The following is an 18,901-nucleotide window of genomic DNA, read 5'->3' on the forward strand; positions in this document are numbered from 1 at the left end:
CGCATCAGGCGCGCCTGGCTCTCCAGGCGTTGAAAAGCAACAGCAGAAGGTTAAAGCCCCCGAGCGTGCCGATGACGGCGTGCAGGGACGGATGCCAGACTGCGATCGTACTTCCGTACGCCACGCCAATCGCAGCTGAACCGTAAACCGCCACTTGATCCCGCCGGGCGAGCGCACTCGAGATCAGGACGTTCGCGATCGCCAAAGGAAGCATCGCCCAGACAAACCAGGGGATGAGGGCTCCGGCTTCGAGCAACAGGCTTCGGCGTTCCGGCCCAAGTTTTTCGACCAGCGATTTTGCCCAGCCCGCTTCGGACAGCGTCAATTGATCGAGCAGCCAGGGAATGGACCAAGCGCCCGCGCTCGTGCCCAGGGCGGCAAGCGCGCCCAGGGCGGCGGTGCAGACCACGGCCCAACCGAGTACTTTCGTCGGTTCAGCGTGCGTGGCGCTGCGGACGAGTTTGGGAAACAGCACAATGCTTAAAGGGGTGGTGAACACCACGAGACCGCGGCCAATCATCCCCGCCGCCGCATAAGACCCGGTCAAGCCGGCTTCGAAGCCTTGGCGGACCACGGGGAGGTCGATATAGAGAATGAATTGCACGGTCCCCAGTCCGAGGGTCAGGGGAATCAATTGTGAAACCCAACGGCCCCACTCGAAGCGGGATGCGGGGCCGGACAGGACTTGGCGGCTGTGCCACAACGCGATTCCAAAAGCGGATGCAAATCCCAAGAGCACACCCACCATCGCGCCGGCGGCATAGCCTCCCATGATCGCCACGATGATTCCAACCGACGCGAAACGTCCCAGTCCATTCAACACGGTCGCCCAACCGAACCAGAGAAAATTCTGGCGACCTTGCAAGTAGCCCATGAAAATCGGCAGCCAAAGCTGTGGCAAGGCCACCGCAGCGGTCATCCAGAGGGCGGCCGGATTGGAGATTTTGAAGCCGGCCAGCAGGCGGGATTGGAAGAGCCAGACGGCAAGCAGAACCACGATCCACAGCAGAAAGGACCAGCCCACCAGGCTGCGGAGGGTTCCGGCCAGTTCGAGTTCGTCCTCGCGATCGAGACATGCGGCCGTTTGCTGGGCCAGAGTGGTTTGCAGCCCGATGACGGGAATCATCATCAGGCCCACAAGGCCAAGCAGCGCGCCGAACAACCCGTACTCCTCCTTCGGCATGAGCGGCGCGAAGAGATGCACGGCAAACATGAATCCCCCGCTCAGGGTGGTCGAGATCATCATCCATCCACCCTGGCGGAAAAAAGAATGGCGCTCGGCTTGGGTCATATCGTGATTCTCTCCAGAACCACGGGAATGGGCTCGCGATCTCCGGGGGCTTTCAGACGCGTGAAGAGCCCCTTCCAAAATCCAAGTCCATAGGCGATGTGAGTGAGCATCAAACCGAGGGCAATGGCACCCCAGCGCGCGCGAGGTTCACGGGGCGTCAGCCAGGCGGAGGCGCTGACCATGACCAGGTAGCCCGCCAGCGGCCAAAGCGCGATGGAAGGCAGCAAGGGCATGGCGGCCAGGTAAACGCAAAAAAGCGGCGGCACAAAATTCAGGACGGAATTCATGGTGGGATGCGAACGCCATTGTTCCGCCCGCCCACGGCCATAATTCATCAGCATGTTCACAAAAGCGCGCCACGTGGTGCGAGGACGTCTCGACACCACAAAATTAGGATCGTAAATCAGGCGCCCACCTTGAGCCAAAATCGCGTCCATCAGGGCGTTTTCTTCATTGGGATACAGCGCCTCATCGAACCCCCCCAAGCGCAAGAAGGTGTCCCGTTTCAAAATCAGATTGCAGAGGATCAACTCCTTTTCGCTCGATTCGCGGCGGCTTCCCATCGCCCGGTAACGCGCCGCACTCGGGCCGAACGCCAGGCGATTACCCATGACGCTGGCGAAGGATTGTTCAAGCGGCGGCGCTGTTTCCGGGCACAGATTGGGTCCGCCCACGCCTTCACATCCCGGCTGCACAAGCGCGTCCAGCACGCGCCGCAGATTCGCGCGTTCGGGAACGGAATCATCGTCCAGAAAATAGATCCACTCGCCTTGGGCGGCCCGCACGGCGTGGTTGCGCTGGACCGAAGGCTGCTTGCCCCGCGCGACAAGGATCTCAAGCTTGTCCTTGGGGTAATCGAGCAGCGCCGCGGCATGGGCGGCCAGAACCTGGGCTTCGTCCGGTCGCGCGGCGATGACCACACTGAGGAAGGGCACGGAGGCATCCATCGCGTGCGGTCAAGGCAGCGATTCCAGGAATCGGGTGAGCTGGCGGACGGCCAAATCGAGGGAATCCAGATCGATCCATTCGTCGGCGGTATGAGCTTGGGCGATGTCGCCGGGTCCATAGACAATGCTCGGAATGCCGCCCATGGCCAGCACCGCGGCGTCGCAAAAATAATTCACCCCTTGAGGGTCCGATTGCCCGGCGGCTTGCATCATTCGTTGCACCCAGGGGTTTTTGAAATCGGTTTCGAGCGCGGGACACGGGCCCTCGCGCAAGGTGCCAAGCGAGGCGGACAGGCGCTTGGACCGCAGCCGGGCGGCCAATTCAAGCTTCACCGTGCTCAGGGATTCGCCCGGCAGCGTGCGACGATCGACTTGGATGGAGCATGAGGCGGGGACGATGTTGGGTTGCGAGCCTCCCAGGATCGCTCCGACATTCACCGTGGCCGAGCCCAGCAGGGGGTGGGATCGACGCGAAAGGTCGTCGGCATACTCGGTCTCCAGGAGATCCACGATGCGGGCCATTTCATGCACCGCATTCTTGCCAAGTTTGGGAGTGGATCCGTGGGCTGATTTTCCCACGGTCTTCAGTACAAGCCAGAGGCCGCCCTTGTGGGCGGTGACCACGCGATTGCGAGTGGGCTCTCCGACAATGGCCAGGTCCGCCTTTAATTTCGAACGCGCCACATGGCGCGATCCCTCTTGAGCCTTCTCTTCGTCGATGAGGCCCAGAAAAAGGATTTCGGTGTGCGCGGGGCGCTTGCGTTTGCCGGCCATCGCCATGACGGCGCTCAACATGGCGGTGACGGAACCCTTCGTGTCGCAGGCACCCCGACCGTGAAGTCTTCCTCGCTTGATCTCCGGAGTAAACGCCTTCTCGGGGGTGCCGAGGATGCCCACGGTGTCCAGATGCGGCGCAAGAATCACCCGATGTTTGATCCGTCCCGTGGGAGTCAAGCGAGCGTGCAAATTAGGCCTCTGGGCAAAGACCTCATCCAGGGCCACGTCCAGTCCGGCGTCGGCGGCGACCGAGGCCAGCCAATGGGCGACGCGCTGTTCTCCCGCCCTCGGATCATCCTTGGGCAGGAAAGCGGGGTTTACACTGGGCAACGCGACAAGTTCTCGGAGAAGGGCGCGGGGGGTGGGCATGGGGAAGATCGGCGAGTTGAGGGAGAGGGATGAATCAGCAGGTTGCCGGACATTGCATGTTAAATTCAGCGGGATGAATTGGGCATGGTGTTCACCGGCCGCCACCTGATCGCGTCCCGTTTAGAGTCCGCCAGTCGGGCCAGCGCAGCATTCAGCTTCAGGAACTTACCCAAGCCGGGAGAAAGTCCAAAGGTAAATTGGCGAACTTCGGCAAGCGCGGCGATCTGAACGAGTGGTGTGATGGCCCCAGGAAAGCTCGCGCGGAGGATCCCAGATCAAGGGGTGACCCCAAGCCGGGATCATTTTCCGGAAGCCGCTTCCCTGGCGTGGTCCAAGAACCTTTCTGCCGCCGCCGTGAGTCCGTTCTTGAGCGAAACGACCCCGACTTGCAACGGAGCGGGCGCCGGCGTCAGCGGCAGGAGTCTCAGACGCGGTCCGGCGATGCATGACAGAGATTCCGGCATCAACGCGATTCCACTGCCGGCTTCGACCGCCGCAATGAGACTTGATACACCATCGAGTTCTTTCGCGATGCGCGGACGGTCCTTGGGCTTGGCGAACACCGCGGCCAGCAATTCGTGATAGTCGGGATACTCCTGGCGGCTGAAGGCGACCCAGGGCTCGCGGACGGCTTCGTCCAGCGTCACGACGCGCCGGCGGGCCAGCGGATGCTTCGGTGCGACTGCCAGGCGCAAATGGTCGCGGGTGAGTTCCTCAAAGCGCAGTCCACGCAACGCGGCGGTGCTCGGGCGCGCCGTCATCGCCAGATCCAGTTTCGCATCGCGCAACCTGGCCAGCATCTCCGCCGTGGACAGGTCTTGCATCCGCACCCGCATGCCCGGCATCGCCGTCTGAAACGCCCGCAACGCCACGGGCAGGAAACGCGCCGTGAGCGTCGGCGCGTAGCCCATACGAAGTTCGCCGGGTCCGCCGGTGGCGACGGCTCGCGCCGCCCTGACGGCCTCGTCGGCCCTTTGCAGGACAGCGCGTGTTTCGGTGAGGAACACGCGGCCTGCGTCAGTCAGTCGCACGGACTTGGCGCTGCGCTCGAAGAGCGGGAACCCCAGTTCATCTTCGAGGTCGCGAATTTGCCGGCTCAAGGCGGGTTGCGAGATGTGCAGTTTCGGGGCCGCGCGGGAGACGTTCTCCGCCTCGGCGACGGCGGCGAAGTAACGGAGATGCCGGAGTTCCATGCGCAATGGAGCATACCTCTTGGTTATGCTGAGGCAAGAAACATGGTCTTTCCCAGATTCCCAGGGCCCGTGGCATCGTGTTTCCATGATGAAAATACGGAAAGCAAACGAACGCGGCCACGCCGAGCGGGGATGGCTTGACACGTACCACACCTTCAGCTTCGCGGACTACTTTGACCCGCAGTGGAGAGGCTTCCGCAGTCTGCGCGTCATCAACGACGACCTGGTGATGCCGGGCATGGGATTCGGAACGGATCCGCATCGCGACATGGAGATTATGACTTACATCTTGAGCGGCGCGCTGGAGCACAAGGACTCGATGGGCAACGAGCGCATCATCCGTGCGGGCGAGGTGCAATACATGGCCGCCGGCACGGGCGTGGAGCACAGCGAATTCAATCCCTCGCCGGACGAAGCGGTGCATCTGCTGCAGATTTGGATTGAGCCTGACCGCAAAGGTGTGACGCCGCGTTACGCGGAGAAGTCATTGGTGAGCGCGGTCCCCGGCGAATTCCACTTGGTCGCAAGCAAGACGGGGTTCGGCCGTTCAATCGCCATCCACCAAGACGCTCAGTTTTGGTTCGCGAGACTGGACGCGGGCCAACGCGTCACCCATCCGCTCGCCGGCAATCGTCATGCGTGGATTCACGTTGCCGAAGGTGAAGTGTCACTCCAGGGCAGACCGCTTCAAGGCGGCGACGGCGTGGCGGTGAGCGATGAGCGCACGCTGGAACTGAGCGCATCCAAGCCGGCACAAGTTCTCCTCTTCGACCTCCACTAAACCTCCCGACGAACTTGATGGTGAAGTGACTCACCGTTCCGCACCCCGGCCCGGCGGAGTTCTTTGGCTTAAAACGGCCATTGCCCTCCATGAATCTTCGCAAGGTTGGCGGTAAAGCCTTTCCGCATCACTTACCAGATCCATCAAGGATAGGCCTCGTTCTTCGTCGTGTTTTTTTCAATGGGACACGGAATGGGCGATGCTCACGGCGACGGAATCCCGTTGGGATTCTTGGCGGGACGAGTTTGAGTTGCGTTTCGTCGGTTGGGACGGGTTTAAGGATCAAGGATGCGGGGATGCCACGAAGGCCGCTGGCGAAGAACTCCAGTTCATGGACATGCCGGATCTTTGGGACGAGCGGTCACGGGCTGCCGGATCCGGTTTGGCCGGGCTTTCTTCTGAACACGAGCACGGCGAGGCCGTTCCACCATTGTTCCAAGTCGCCGTTGTGCCGGGCGGGAAGTTCGTGGACAAGCCGCCATCGCCCGGCGAGTGCCGGCTTCCGCCCGTGAATCGGAGTCCGGTGCAAAGCGCCAATCGTCCACCAGGACCAACGCCTCGTCGGCCAGAAGCGGTTCGGCGTCCCGGATGCCCCGGTATTGAGAATCCTCGTCGTGGGCGCCGTCGTAAAAGTAGCAGCCGACCGGAGGCAGGCCCAGCGAGGGCCAGTCTTGAATCACATCGCGGAAATCGCGGTTGAAAAACGTGACGCGATGTTCGAGTCCGTAGTCGCGCAGGTTGGCTTCGAGCGCCTTCTGATTGCGAGGTTCATGCGGGTCGTCGAACAGCGAGAAGTTGTCGCAGGCGACGGCGCGGGCGTGTGCATGACCGCGCATCGCTGCGATGAGGCTCTTCCCCTGGAATGTGCCGACTTCGAAATAAAGTTCCGAGCCGTCGCGAGGGAGCGCCGCTCCAGCCAATTGAAGCAGCCGCAGTTTTTTGGGCGATGCCATGCCCTGGACGCTTGGACAGGGGTCAGACGATGGCAAGATCCCGATGCGCTCGAGCCACCGCTGCCAGCGCGGGAAGCTGAATTGACCTCGCACCAGCGGTTCGATCGACTGGAGAAACGGCTTCGTGTCCAAGGCGGGAGGCTCGTGTTCGTAGGATCAGCCGAAGCGCATCGAGGAGGGCATGGAAAAGGCAGCCTGAAGGTGGCGCACTTCGGAAAGGGCGTCTGCCTCGAGCAAGACTTCGACGATGTCGAAACGGATCTTGATTTCCGGGCGCCCGATTTCGCTTAGATAATCCATGGCGCCCTGGGCCACACGCCGTCGTTTTTCGGTGTCCACGGCGGCGGCGGGCCGCGTCCATTGATCGCGTCCCCGGGCTTTGACCTCGACGAAGACCAGGCAATCGTGATCTCGGAACACGAGGTCGATTTCGCCTCGCGGGGAACGATAATTGGCGGCGAGGCATTTCATCCCGGTTCGTTCCAAGTGCCGACGGGCGGCGCGCTCGCCGAGGTGGCCGCGCCGTTGAGCGATCGGCTCTTGGTTTGGGCGCGGCCAGATGGACCGAAGACGATGGAGCCAGTTGCCAGGCATAAGCAGTTCAAAAGAATTCGGGCTGCCGCGGGCGGCAGGGAGCAAAACTCAACCGATGGATGGGGCTGGTGCCGAGGCGGTCCAGGGCGTCCAAATGTTCCGGGGTGCCATAGCCTTTGTGGTCGGCGAAACCGTATCCGGGATAGAGCCGGTCGAGTTCGAGCATGCGACGGTCGCGGGTGACTTTGGCGATGACACTCGCGGCGGCGATAGAATAGGAGCGAGAATCCCCCTTGATCAAGGCGGTTTGGGGTGGGGTCAAACCCGGGACGGGGCGTCCGTCGATCAGAACATGTCCGGGTTCATGGCCAAGCTGACGCAGGGCCAGAGCCATGGCGCGATGCGTGGCTTGGAGGATGTTGATGCGGTCGATCACCTCGGGTTCGATGGAAGCGACCCCTTTCTCGATCTGAGGATGGCCAATGAGGAAATCGAAGTAGGACTCCCGTCGAGACTCGGAAAGCTGCTTGGAATCGTTGAGGCCTTCGAGTTCCGGGGGCAATCCCGACAGAACCCAGCGGGAAGGGAAAATGACGGCGGCCGCCACGACCGGTCCGGCGAGAGGGCCTCGACCCGCTTCATCGATCCCGGCCACACGAGCCACGCCGAGCGCCAGGCGGCTTTTTTCGAACTCAAAAAGGTCCGGGGCGGGTTCGGACGTGGCGGGCACGGCCGGAAGAGTGAGGCATTGCCTTTGCGCGCGGCAACGCCAAAGATGGCCGCCCATGGCCTCTGTTCCGGACATGATATTGGGCATCGATCTTGGCACCACGAATTCGCTGGTGGCGATGGTGGATTCCGGTGTGCCCTTGGTGCTGGCGGACGTTCAGGGGCGGCGCTTGACCCCCTCGGTGGTGCATTTTCCGGTGGACGGTGGCCGGGCGGTGGTGGGGCACGAGGCACGGCGGATGGCGGTGGTGGCGCCCGGGTCCACCTTGAGTTCCGTCAAGCGCTTGATGGGCCGGAGATTCGGCGAGCTTTCCGAGGCGGAACGGGCGGGAGCTTGCGAGATTCGTGACGGTGGACGCGAGACGGTTGAGTTTGGCCTGACCGGAGGACGCGTGACCAATCCGGTGGAGGTTTCGGCTGAGATCTTGCGGCGATTGGTGGAGAACGCGGAGGCGGTCTTGGGAGTGACTGCCCGGCGCGTGGTGATTACGGTGCCGGCTTATTTCAACGAAGCACAAAGGCAGGCGACAAAGCGCGCGGGCGAACGCGCCGGGTTGACGGTGGAACGGATCCTGAACGAACCGACGGCGGCGGCGCTGGCTTACGGGCTGAATCGTTTGCGGGACCAATCCAAGATTGCGGTTTTCGACCTGGGCGGCGGGACATTTGATCTCTCCATTTTGGAGCTGCACGAAGGCGTGTTCCAGGTGCGGGCGACGCATGGGGACACCCGCTTGGGCGGGGATGATTTGGACCGGCGGGTGATGGAGAAGCTCGCGGGGGAGATTCGGGAGCGAGGGGGGATGGGCTTTGCCAGCGATCCCGTAGCGGTGGCGCGTTTGCGTGAGGCGGTGGAAGACGCGAAGATCCGGCTTTCCTCCGAATCGGCGGTGGAAATTCGCCTGCCCTTCCTGACTTCGGGCTTCAGTTATCAGCGCGTCCTGGAGCGGAAGGAGCTCGAGGTGTGGACGCGGGATATTTTGTTGCGCACGCGGATCAGTTGTCTGAGGGCGTTGGAAGACGCGCGGTTGCGTCCGGAGGAACTGGACCAGGTGATTTTGGTGGGGGGGCAAACGCGCATGCCGTTGGTGCGGGAGTTGGTGTCGGAGTGGTTCGGGTGCGTCGAGTTTGAGGCTTTGCGGGGCGGCGTGCGGATGAGCGAATCAGGGCACTCGGCGAGCGGGCCGCTGCTGAATACTTCCCAGAATCCCGACGAGGCCGTGGCGTTGGGAGCGGCGATTCAGGGAGCGATCTTGCAGGGCGGGGTGCAGGGTGTGGTGCTGCTTGACGTCACGCCCCTCTCGCTCGGGCTTGAAACATTCGGCGGGTTGATGAACGTGCTCATCCCCCGCAACTCGACGGTGCCGGTCAAAGCGGGCGAGGTGTTCACGACGGCGGTGGATTTTCAGTCGTCGATGCTGATTCATGTGTTGCAGGGGGAGCGGGAGAAGGCCGCGGACAACTGGAGTCTGGGACGGTTCGCCATCGAGTTCGAACGGGCGCCCCGCGGGGTGCCGCGGGTCGGCGTGCAATTTGAAATCGACGCCAACGGCATGCTGCAGGTGCTGGCGAGAGACCTCAAAACGTTGAAGGAGACGCGGGTTCAGGTCGCTTCGGCGGTGGACGTGGAGGATTCGGCGGTGCAGAAGATGGTGGAAGAGTCGGTGGAACATGCGTGGGAGGACTTGCGGCTCCGGCGCTGGGTGGAGGCGAAATTGAAAGCGGAGCAAGTCGCGGAAGCGACGCGATCCGCGATGGTTGAGTTTGGCGGTTATTTGGAGGAGGGTGCTCTTGCCCGCGTTCAAGCGGCATTGGCTCGCGTGGAAGCGTTGCTCCGTGCCGAGGAATCGGGAGGCGAGGCGGAGCCGTTGCGCCAGGCCACGGTGGAGCTGGATGAAGCAACGCGGCCCCTGGCAGATCTGATGATGGATCAGGCCATGGAGGCCTTGTTGAAGCGACGCGGTGTGCTGGGTTAGCCCGGAAATTTCATCCTTGTTCCGCGACCGGGAATCTCCGGGCCGGGGAAACCGCGCCCAGGTTTCCCGAAACGCTTCCTTTTCGATGGTTCCGAAGAAGAACTTCTTTCCACAGGATGTGGCATGAGAAAAGCATGAGTGGATTGAAGAGGGGCGCGGTTTGATCTAACCCGCATGGCTGAAACTCGATGGAGAGTGCTTCTCGTTCAAGCCGAGTGTGAAATAGGCGGGTTGGCCCGCGGAGACTACCAGCAATTCTTCCGCACTTCTTCGCGCAGCATTTCGCTCAAGGGAGCGATGGCGGAATGCCAGTCCCCGAACGCTTTTTGGCGGAAGAGTTTCATGGTGGGATACCAAGGGGTGGTGTCGCCGTTCAACATCCACCGCCAACAGGGGCTGTAGGAAAGCAAAGCCCAGGTGGGACGTCCCAGTGCTCCGGCCAGGTGCAGCGCCGATGTGCAAACGCTGATGATGAGATCCATCTGGCACATGACGGCGGCGGTGTCGCGAAAATCCTTGAGCTTGCCGCCCACGTCGAAGATGCGGGCGGTCACCGGGAGATCTTTCATTTCCACGCGTTTGGGTCCGACTTGCAGGCTGTACCAAACGACGCTCGGCGTTTCCAAGAGGGACGTGAGTTGGGTGAGATGGAGCGAGCGGAGGTGATCCTTGGGATATTTGGTCCCACCCGCCCATACGAGCCCCACCTTCATTTGGCCGCGCGGCGCGGCCGGGATGTTGACGAGGCCGGGCCCAGGGAGACGGAGATAGGGGACGGTGTTGGGGACATTGTCGGGCGTGCTTTCGAAGATCGCCGGAAGATCCAGGAGCGGCACGTGAGCATCGAAGGGCGGGATGGTTTCCTGTTCCTTGAGGAGGTAGTCCACGCCTGGGCACGATTCAAACAAGGACTGGAGTTCGCGGGGGGCGGCGAACAGGACCCGCTGGCAGCGCGACTTCGCGAGGGGAAGATAACGAGCAAAGTGGAGGCTGTCGCCCAGGCCCTGTTCGCACCAGACCAGCAGGGTTCCCCCGGGGAGCATCTCTCCTTTCCACCAGCTTTGGTTGAAGGAAGGTTTGGCCGTTCCGAAGCCATCCCACTTCCACCGCCATCGGTATTCCTGCCAGCCTTCCGTCCATCGCCCTGATGCGAGCAGTGCGAGAGAGCGGTTGTAGCGGACGCCGGCGTCGTTGAGCCGGGTGCGCAGAGCGTGATGATAACAGGACATCGCCTCCTCCACGCGTCCGGTCTATTGCAAGAGGTTCCCGAGGTTGTTGGCCGGGTCCAGGAAGTCGGGTTTCGCCTGGATGGCCTGGCGATAAAGCGCCTCGGCTTCAGCGAGGCGGTTCTTGCGTTCCAGCAACAGCGCCAAGTTGTTGGCGGATTCGGGATGGCCGTTTTCGGCGACGGCGAGAGCGTAGTGTTGTTCCGCTTGATCGATGCGCTGGGCTTGTTGATGGATCAAGCCGATTTGAAAATGCACCTCGGCTTTCTTGGGGTGGAACGAGAGCGCCTGGAGATATTGGGTGAGGGCCTTGTCGTGGTCCCCCATTTCCCGCAAAGTCGAGGCCAGATTGAGGGCCGCGTCGGCGTGCGTAGGATTGAAAATCAAGGCTTGTCGGAATGCGGCGACCGCGTCTTTCGATCTCCCGATTCCCTTCAAAACCAGACCGAGATTATTGGCGGGGTCGGGGTCCGGGGCGATGGCGAGGGCATCGCGGTAGGCGGTCATCGCTTCGTCGAGCCTGCCTCGCTGGTGAAGGGCGACGCCGAGATTGAAGTGCGCGCCTGGAAAACGCGGGTCGAGATGAGTGACATGACGAAAAGCGGCGATGGCTTCGTTCCAACGCTTCAGCGCGGCGAGCACGGTTCCGCGGTTGAAATGGAAGGTCGCGAGGGTGGGGAGCAAGTTCGTGGCGCGATCGAGCCAATCCAATGCGTCCGCATCAAGTCCGCGCTGATGGAGAAGCACCCCTATGAGGTGGATCAGTTCCGCGTCGTTGGGGGCTTTGGCCAGGAGGGCGTCATAGATTTCCTCCGCAGCCTGCCAGCGTCCCGACCGCTGATGGACCAGCGCGGCCTGGAGGTGACGGTGGAACGATTCGCTCGGCGTAACGGTCTGGCCCCCGATGATGTTCTGCGTCAGCAGGGGCGTCGAGTCTCTTCGTCCGAACGCGACGGACACGGATTGAATCTCCTGCCGCCGCTCAGAATTCACGCCACGACTTCTACCCATGGACGACAACACAAGGCTCGATCTGAACAGTCGCTAGCCCATGCCAGACCTAACATCCAAGACATCATCCGCTGTTACTCGCGCTAAACCTCAACGCCAAAATCCAAGGCTGCGGTTTGAGTGTGAGTCAATGTGACTCACTATAACTCAGGATTGGAGAATCCCCGGGATCTGATAAAGTGCGTGTGATTGGCCCACCTCGAAGGACTGGGAACAAGAAACAGATTTCGTGCGCTTCATGCGCCCGCCAAGGGGCGCCGGTCTTCACGGCTGGCACCTAGCGTGGGGAACCGACGACGCCTCCGGAATGAACTTCCGGAGGCGGACGTTTTTAGAGGCCCGTTGTTGCCGTTTCCAAGTTCAAGCCTGAACCTAATCGACGAAAAGAAACTCGTTCGACGAAAAGATGACCTGCGCCAGTTGCTCGGCAGGGAAAAATGGACTGGGTAGGGCCTCCGGGGGACCGGAAAAGTCCTGCTTGGAATCCCAGGAGCGAGGTTGTGATTCCCCCTGGGGGCCGATCTCAACCAACACCGGTGACCACAGATAATCGTCGTGGCTCAGTCCAGGACCACGATCCACCGCAAAGTCGATTGTATCTCCCGCAGCGACCTCGACAGAGGCAAGGGCTATTTCTTGCTCGCGTTGATGGACGGACCATTGACCGAGCACTTGCTTTGAGTTGTGCACGATCCAGGCTCGAACTCCGTCACCTTCTTTGGCTTTATGAACAAGCTTGCCCCGCACTTCGACCTTCATGGCTTGAGGCGAGATCCAGCGGCGGATGGAGGAGTGATTGAGGTCGTTTCCCGGATGTCCTCCTGTGGCCGTCAATCGAACCCACCCCAGTTTGTCGTCGGGCCATTTCGAACCGCCCTGCCAGGAGCCATCCGTGAAATGAGGGAGGATTTGGAAGGGTTTAGCCTGGCCATTCGTCACGACGGGCGAACCGAAGCCGTACTTCCACGCCGGCGGTGGCGGAGGCTTCCGCTCGAGCCTCGGTGATCGTTGCGAGGTCGACAGGAATTCACGGGCGGCTTGGAGTTCCTGGGACGAGGGGGATCGCTGGTAGGCGCGGCGAAAGAACTCCGCCAAGTCGCCTTGCGCGAGGACGGCCCGGGCCAGCGTGCGCGCCCGTTCCGCCGCGAAGGGGCTGTTTATGAAGAAAAGCGCTTGCTGCGGGACCGTGGTGTCCGGTCGAGCCGGGGTGTGAAGATCGGGATTGGCGAAATCGAAGTTGCGCAGGGAGCCCGGGAGGAACTGCCGGTCGATGGGAAGGTAAATGGAGCGCGGGCGGGGGCCGCCTTCCTTTGGAGAGGCGGCGAATCCGCCTCGTTGCTGTTCGAGTTCGCCACTGACGAACAGCATCGAATCGTGAAGCGATTCCCAATCCAGCCGGCGAGGCGCCATCCGCCAGAGGAAGCGGTTTTCCGGATCGCGCGCCTGGGCTTCGGGGCGGTCCACGCTGGACTGGCGGTAAGTGTTCGAGAGCACGATGAGTTGATGCAGTTTCTTCATCGACCCGCCTTGGTTGAGGAACCACGTGGACAGCCAGTCCAGAAGCTCGGGGTGGCTGGGCGGCAAGCTGCGCCATCCAAAATCGCTCGGGGTGGCCACCAGTCCTCGTCCAAAATGATGCGTCCAGACCCGGTTCACAAACACGCGCGCGGTGAGCGGATTGGCGCGGTCCGCGATGCGAGCCGCGAGTTCTGCGCGGCCGCTGCCGGAAGTGAATCGAGTCTGCCGCGGATCCAAGGCCGATAAAAATCGCGGTGGAACTTCCTCGCCTGCCAGGGCGGGGTTGCCACGTCGAAAAACGCGCCCCGGTTTGGGCTCGAGTTTGTCTTTCAGCACGACGGTGTGGGGGAGGGCATTCGAGGGCGAGATTTTGATGAGCCAGCGATCGATCTCGGCTTGAAGCTTGGACAATTCAACCCGGGTTGGCTCGTCGAAATACCATTCGATTTCCACCACCGCGCCCGGGGGAACCGCCAGGGGCGATTCGGGACCGTGGAAAACCTGGCGGATGCTTTCGAGCGCCGCATCCGCCATGCGAGGCGCGGCATTGGACGAGGCGGAGTGGTCGCGCCAAACACGGTCCACCTTTGCGAAGACTTTCGCGTAGACTTGGGCCAGCTCGGAAATCGACCGAGGGGGCTCCTTCGCCAAAGCTTCAGCGAGGGCAGGATTTGCCGAGGATTGCTGGGTCAGTCGACTCAGGGCCTGGGGGAATTCATGAGTTCGTTCGGCCCGGGCAAGATCTGCGAAGGCCTTCCACGGCGTGAACACGGGATGGCCGGCTGCTCCCGCGCGTTGGACGAAGTCAGCCCAGCGTCTGACAAAAATGGGGTTGAGGTCATTGGTGCCGCGCAATTCATAAAAATCCTCGGTGGGATAGGAGGCGGCCGCTGGAATGGCTTCAAGATAACGCCCGATTTGCGAGCGCAAACGGTCGGCCAGCAGGTCGCGCTTGGCTTGCAGCACCGCGGCGAGCTTGTCCTGCCGCGCGCGCAATTCCTGGAGCGCCTCTTTTTCGATCCCGTGCTCTTCAAACGGACGCAGGGGGGTGAGTTGTTCGTAGGAGGAGGCGAAAATGCCGTAAAGGGCGTAATAATCCTGCGTGGAAACAGGATCATATTTGTGGTCGTGGCAGCGGGCGCAACTGACGGTGAGTCCCAGCAGGCCGCGCGTGACCACGTCGATGCGATCGTCGATGATGTCGTGCATCACCCCCAAAAAACGCTTGCCCAGAGTGAGGAAACCGAGCGCGGCCAGGTCGGCGCTCGAGGTGGCGCGCGTGTCGGCGGCGAGTTGAAGTTCGAGAAACCTGCTAAAAGGAAGATCGTCATTGTGAGCTCGGACAACCCAATCCCGATAGGCATGGGAATGGACGAACCGCGTTTCTTCGCGATCCCCATACACGTAGCCTTTTGTGTCGGCGTAGCGCGCCACGTCGAGCCAATGACGGCCCCAACGCTCCCCATAACGCGGGGAGGCCAGCAGACGGTCCACCACCTTCTCAACGGCGGAGCCTGATCGGTCATGGACGAAGGCTTCGACTTCCTCGAAGGTGGGGGGAAGGCCGTGCAGATCGAAGCTTAGCCGCCGGATCAGCGTCCGGCGGTCAGCCTCCAACGACGGTTCCAAGCCCTCGCTCTCCAATCGGGCAAGAATGAAACGATCGACGGGCGTGGCAATCCATCGTTCGTTGCGGACTCGCGGCGGTGGGGGATTTCGGATGGGAGCCAGAGACCAAAGCGCGTTCGTTGAGGGGGAAGCGGGTTGGTGGGTTGAAGTGCCCGTGCGGCCATCCCGCGCTCCGAGTTCCATTCCTGGATCGGCGAAAAGTGTCGAGAAAAGCAGACCGGGCAGGAATCCCGCCAGGCACCCCCACACCACGTGTGGGAACCACCGGAGAAAAATTCTCCAGGTTCCGCGTCTCCAGGGCGAGTTTCGCATCGCCCCGGCGGTCTGGCAGGTTCGTGCCGAGGGCGGCCTCGGACAGTCGTCGCCATGCACCATGGCGCGACCGGGGAACCTCAATTCCGTCGCCACTGCAGGAATCGCTTGGGGCGTCCGCGAGTGGCCGGTCAGAGCACGGCGTTCACGCCGCTTCATTCTCCGCGCGCCCTCTGGCGAAGGCTCGTGATCGGGTGAAGCAGGACTGAAGCGGCGTAAACGCCCCGGCCCGGCGCAGAGGCGCGCATCCCCGGCATCTTGAGGATGCACTGGAAAAGTTCGATCCATCGATTGGGAGTGGCGCGATTCGATGGCCGGAGTATAGCATGAATTCGGACACGATGAACAAGCTCGATTTGAAAAACAGGGTGGCGGTGGTCACAGGCGGAGCGCGCGGGATTGGTTTGGCCATCGCGCAGCGATTGTTGGATTCCGGCGCGCGGTGCAGTTTATGGGACCGGGACCAGGCGGCCTTGGACGCCGCTCTGGCGAAGCTCGGGCATGGCGGTGATCAACTCCATGCGGTGGCCGTCGATGTGGTCTCTCCTGAATCCGTGCAATCCGCAGCGCAATCGGCGCTTCGCACTTTCGGCAAGGTGGACATCCTCATCAACAACGCCGGCATTGCCGGGGTCTCGAAAAAACTGTGGGAGTGCAGTCCGCAAGAATGGCGCGAGGTGATGGACATCGATTTGTTTGGCGTCTTTCTGTGTTGTCACGCGCTCGTGCCGGCCATGATCACCCATGGATGGGGACGCATCGTCAACATTGCGTCCATTGCGGGCAAAGAGGGCAATCCGAACGCCTCGCATTACAGCGCCGCCAAAGCGGGTGTCATCGGTCTCACCAAGTCGCTCGGCAAAGAGCTGGCGCTGACGAATGTGCGGGTGAATTGCGTGACCCCGGCCGTGATTGAGACCGAGATTCTCAAGCAGGTCTCCGAGGAGCACGTGAAGTACATGCTTTCGAAAATCCCGATGAACCGGACCGGAAAAGTGGACGAAGTTGCCGCGCTGGTCGCGTGGTTGTCCTCGGAAGACTGCTCGTTTTCAACGGGAGCCGTCTTCGATATCTCGGGGGGGCGGGCGACCTATTGATCGAGTCGCGAAAAGTCCGGTGGGCCGATCACGCCCGCGACCGCGGGCCGTTCTAAACCCGCGCATCTTTCACCCGCGCGAACCCCTTTCGTGACCCCGTCGGAATTCCTGCGCGTGGATTTAGGTCGAAGCCTGGTGGGTGGCGACGGCGGCGGTGATGGAGTTGATATCCCTGAGGATCTCCCGGGCCTTGGGCTGATCCGTGATTTTGAGCCCGAAGTTCTTGTCCAAAGCCACGACTAGTTGAAGGGCGTCCACGGAGTCCAAGCCCAAGCTGCCGGGCCCGAAGAGAGGCTGATCATCCCGCAGATCCTCGAGGGGCGTTTGCAGCATGATGTTGGCGGCCAGCATTTCCCGGATCCGGGGTTTGAGCTCGTCGGACATAAACGTGTTTGGCGCGGGAGGATGGAGAATCCGCCCACGGACGAGAAGGCAAAAAGTGGCGGGGTGTTGAGCAGCCCGAATCATGACCGGGCCGTCATCGACTGGGTCATGATTCGGGTACTCCATCGGTGCATCCCGATGTTGCCGGTGATGCAGGTAGGGCGCGTCCGTCCCGGCGCGCCGCCGGAGCATGATGTTTTGCATCCAGTGGGCGGCGGGCTGGGACAGGCCCGCCCTACCAACAACATCGGGATACACGGGTACTCCATCGTCGTCCTTGTTGTTCCTTTGAAAGTCACGTAAAGTCTGATCATGTCCGATGATCGGCACGAGACCCGCGGCTCCGCGTTCTTCTTCACGGGAGGCACGTTGCGAGCGGACGCGGAATCGTATGTCGAGCGCCCCGCGGATCGGAAATTGCTTCAGGCTCTCAGCCATTCGGAGTTCTGCTACGTGCTGACTTCCCGACAGATGGGGAAATCCTCGTTGATGGTGCGAACCGCGCGCCGGTTGCGCGAACGCGGGGTTCGGGTCGTGGTGCTCGATTTGACGGCTCTCGGCCTCAACGTTTCTCCCGAGCAATGGTATGACGGATTCATAGCCCGGTTGGGAAACCAACTTGATCTCGAGTCTGAACTGGAGGAGTTCTGGCTCGCCAACCGCCAAGCCGGGCCCTTGCAACGCCTGCTCGACAGCTTGGGAAAAATCGTCCTGCCCACCATCGAGAAGGCCGCCCCAGGCCAGGAAGCCGACCAGCGCCTGGTTATTTTCATCGACGAAATCGACGTGGTCCGAAGCCTTCCCTTCTCTTCCGACGAATTCTTTTCTGGCATCCGCGAATGTTACAATCGCCGCGCGCTCGAACCTCGCTGGTCCAAGCTCACGTTTTGTCTGCTGGGCGCCGCAACGCCTGCCGACTTGATTCGCGATCAGAAAATCACGCCCTTCAATATCGGGCGCCGCATCGAATTGACCGATTTCGGAGATCTGGACACCGTAGGATTGCAGGGCGGACTCCGGTCCGCCTTTGAACCGGTGTTTGCGGGTTCAGGCGGGGCGAAGGTCCTACCCACCGACACCCGCCGCATGGTGTCGAGAGTCTTGCATTGGACGGGCGGCCATCCCTATCTCACCCAGCGATTGTGCCGTGCGTTGGCCGAAATCGATCCCAGCATGCATTCGGAACTTTCCGAGGAGCAATTGGTGGATCGCTTCTGCGACGAGCTCTTTCTTTCCACCCAAGCCCGGGAGCGGGACGACAACCTGCTGTATGTCCGGGACCGCGTCCTCAGGACCAACAAGGATCTCGCGGGCGTGTTGAACCTCTACCAAAAAGCGCTTCAAGATGAATTCGTGGCGCCGGAGGAGAATCATCCGCTTTTAGATGAGCTGCGCTTGGCGGGGTTGCTGCGCCTCCGGTCGGACGGCACGGCCATGGAAATTCGCAATCGCATTTACCGGAGCGTTTTTGACCAGGGATGGGTCCGCCTGCACCGTCCGGACGCCCTTTTGGTGCGCGAAAACGGGGAACGCATCGCGTTGCGATCGTTGTGCAACATCGGACGTGCTCCTTCCAATGAGCTGGTGCTGCAAAGCGAACGCGTTTCCCGGCGACACGCGCAGATTCAAATGCAGCCCGGAGGCGAATTCTGGCTGGTGGACCTGGGCAGCAGCAACGGCACCCTCCTCAATGGACGTCCGGTGACCTCCCCGATTCCGTTGCGTGACCAGGACTTGATCGAGATCGGACAGATCCGGCTGGTCTTTCAGCAAGAACGCATGCCCAGAGGAGCCGCGAATCGCGCCACGTCGCATGACGCCACCGTTACGGATACCGTGATCGCCTCCCGCAGTTCAGTCGCCAAGCACGGACTTCGAAGCCCGCCTCCGCGAGGTCCTTCCGCGTCCTAGCCCGCGTGGCCACAAATCATTGTTTTGATGGACCCCTCCTGTCTGACGCGCCCCTCCCGCCGCCGGAACTCGACCGGCTTCACGCTCATCGAACTGCTCACGGTGATCGCCATCATCGCGATTCTCGCCGGCATGCTGCTCCCCGCCTTGTCCAAATCCAAAACCAAAGCCCAGGGCATCAAATGCATGAGCAACCTCAAGCAGTTGAATCTGGCTTGGTTCATGTATGCGGACGACAACGGGGAACGGCTCGTCCCCAACGG

16 protein-coding genes are annotated in these 18,901 nt (G+C 61.7%); 5 read left to right on the top strand and 11 right to left on the bottom strand.

Annotated elements, in window-relative coordinates; genetic code table 11:
• Positions 1–4 precede the first annotated feature (4 nt).
• The 4 genes from FJ404_11005 to FJ404_11020 form a co-directional block, all read right to left on the bottom strand.
• Positions 5–1,291, bottom strand: coding sequence for a hypothetical protein (locus FJ404_11005; protein MBM3823397.1), 1,287 nt, complete (start codon positions 1,289–1,291; stop codon positions 5–7).
• Positions 1,288–2,238, bottom strand: a complete 951-nt coding sequence (locus FJ404_11010; GenBank protein MBM3823398.1) for a glycosyltransferase — start codon at positions 2,236–2,238, stop codon at positions 1,288–1,290. Before FJ404_11010 ends, FJ404_11005 begins: the two co-directional genes overlap by 4 nt.
• 9 nt (positions 2,239–2,247) lie before the next feature.
• The gene (locus tag FJ404_11015) at positions 2,248–3,384 is read right to left on the bottom strand and encodes a M20 family metallopeptidase (GenBank protein ID MBM3823399.1); all 1,137 of its coding nucleotides are present in this window, start codon (positions 3,382–3,384) and stop codon (positions 2,248–2,250) included.
• 299 nt (positions 3,385–3,683) lie between these two features.
• Positions 3,684–4,664 (bottom strand): LysR family transcriptional regulator, encoded by a 981-nt coding sequence (locus FJ404_11020; protein MBM3823400.1) that lies wholly within the window; start codon positions 4,662–4,664, stop codon positions 3,684–3,686.
• Between FJ404_11020 and FJ404_11025 the strand changes: the two genes are divergently transcribed.
• Positions 4,663–5,358, top strand: a complete 696-nt coding sequence (locus FJ404_11025; GenBank protein MBM3823401.1) for a pirin family protein — start codon at positions 4,663–4,665, stop codon at positions 5,356–5,358. The two genes, FJ404_11020 and FJ404_11025, sit on opposite strands and share 2 nt — an antisense overlap.
• A gap of 329 nt (positions 5,359–5,687) precedes the next feature.
• Here FJ404_11025 and FJ404_11030 read toward each other — a convergent pair whose 3' ends face one another.
• From FJ404_11030 to FJ404_11040, 3 genes are all read right to left on the bottom strand, one after another.
• On the bottom strand, positions 5,688–6,311 hold the full coding sequence (locus tag FJ404_11030) for a class I SAM-dependent methyltransferase (GenBank protein MBM3823402.1): 624 nt from the start codon (positions 6,309–6,311) through the stop codon (positions 5,688–5,690).
• Between the two features lie 156 nt (positions 6,312–6,467).
• Entirely contained in the window at positions 6,468–6,905 is a 438-nt protein-coding gene (locus tag FJ404_11035) for a YraN family protein (protein MBM3823403.1), read from the bottom strand.
• Positions 6,906–6,912: 7 nt separating this feature from the next.
• Positions 6,913–7,662 carry a ribonuclease HII gene (locus tag FJ404_11040; GenBank protein MBM3823404.1) on the bottom strand — a complete coding sequence of 250 codons (750 nt, stop codon included), beginning with the start codon at positions 7,660–7,662 and terminating at the stop codon, positions 6,913–6,915.
• Here FJ404_11040 and FJ404_11045 point away from each other — a divergent pair.
• Entirely contained in the window at positions 7,649–9,550 is a 1,902-nt protein-coding gene (locus tag FJ404_11045; GenBank protein MBM3823405.1) for a molecular chaperone DnaK, read from the top strand. The two genes, FJ404_11040 and FJ404_11045, sit on opposite strands and share 14 nt — an antisense overlap.
• 245 nt (positions 9,551–9,795) lie before the next feature.
• Here the strand turns inward: FJ404_11045 and FJ404_11050 are convergent, their stop codons facing one another.
• The 3 genes from FJ404_11050 to FJ404_11060 form a co-directional block, all read right to left on the bottom strand.
• Positions 9,796–10,779: a glycosyltransferase family 9 protein gene (locus tag FJ404_11050; GenBank protein ID MBM3823406.1), complete on the bottom strand. Its 984-nt coding sequence runs from the start codon at positions 10,777–10,779 to the stop codon at positions 9,796–9,798.
• Positions 10,780–10,800: 21 nt separating this feature from the next.
• Complete coding sequence (locus FJ404_11055; GenBank protein MBM3823407.1) at positions 10,801–11,787, bottom strand: tetratricopeptide repeat protein; 987 nt, start codon at positions 11,785–11,787, stop codon at positions 10,801–10,803.
• A gap of 372 nt (positions 11,788–12,159) precedes the next feature.
• Entirely contained in the window at positions 12,160–15,405 is a 3,246-nt protein-coding gene (locus tag FJ404_11060) for a DUF1553 domain-containing protein (GenBank protein ID MBM3823408.1), read from the bottom strand.
• A gap of 182 nt (positions 15,406–15,587) precedes the next feature.
• Here FJ404_11060 and FJ404_11065 point away from each other — a divergent pair, with 182 nt between their 5' ends.
• The gene (locus tag FJ404_11065) at positions 15,588–16,343 is read left to right on the top strand and encodes an SDR family oxidoreductase (protein ID MBM3823409.1); all 756 of its coding nucleotides are present in this window, start codon (positions 15,588–15,590) and stop codon (positions 16,341–16,343) included.
• Positions 16,344–16,463: 120 nt separating this feature from the next.
• On the opposite strand, the gene FJ404_11070 is transcribed toward FJ404_11065, so the two are convergent.
• Positions 16,464–16,727: an acyl carrier protein gene (locus tag FJ404_11070; protein MBM3823410.1), complete on the bottom strand. Its 264-nt coding sequence runs from the start codon at positions 16,725–16,727 to the stop codon at positions 16,464–16,466.
• Positions 16,728–17,039: 312 nt separating this feature from the next.
• Between FJ404_11070 and FJ404_11075 the strand changes: the two genes are divergently transcribed.
• Positions 17,040–18,638 carry an FHA domain-containing protein gene (locus FJ404_11075; GenBank protein MBM3823411.1) on the top strand — a complete coding sequence of 533 codons (1,599 nt, stop codon included), beginning with the start codon at positions 17,040–17,042 and terminating at the stop codon, positions 18,636–18,638.
• 27 nt (positions 18,639–18,665) lie between these two features.
• The coding region (locus FJ404_11080; GenBank protein ID MBM3823412.1) for a prepilin-type N-terminal cleavage/methylation domain-containing protein at positions 18,666–18,901 on the top strand (236 nt) is incomplete at its 3' end.

The sequence above is a fragment of the Verrucomicrobiota bacterium genome, from assembly GCA_016871495.1.
GTDB lineage: Bacteria > Verrucomicrobiota > Verrucomicrobiia > Limisphaerales > VHDF01 > VHDF01.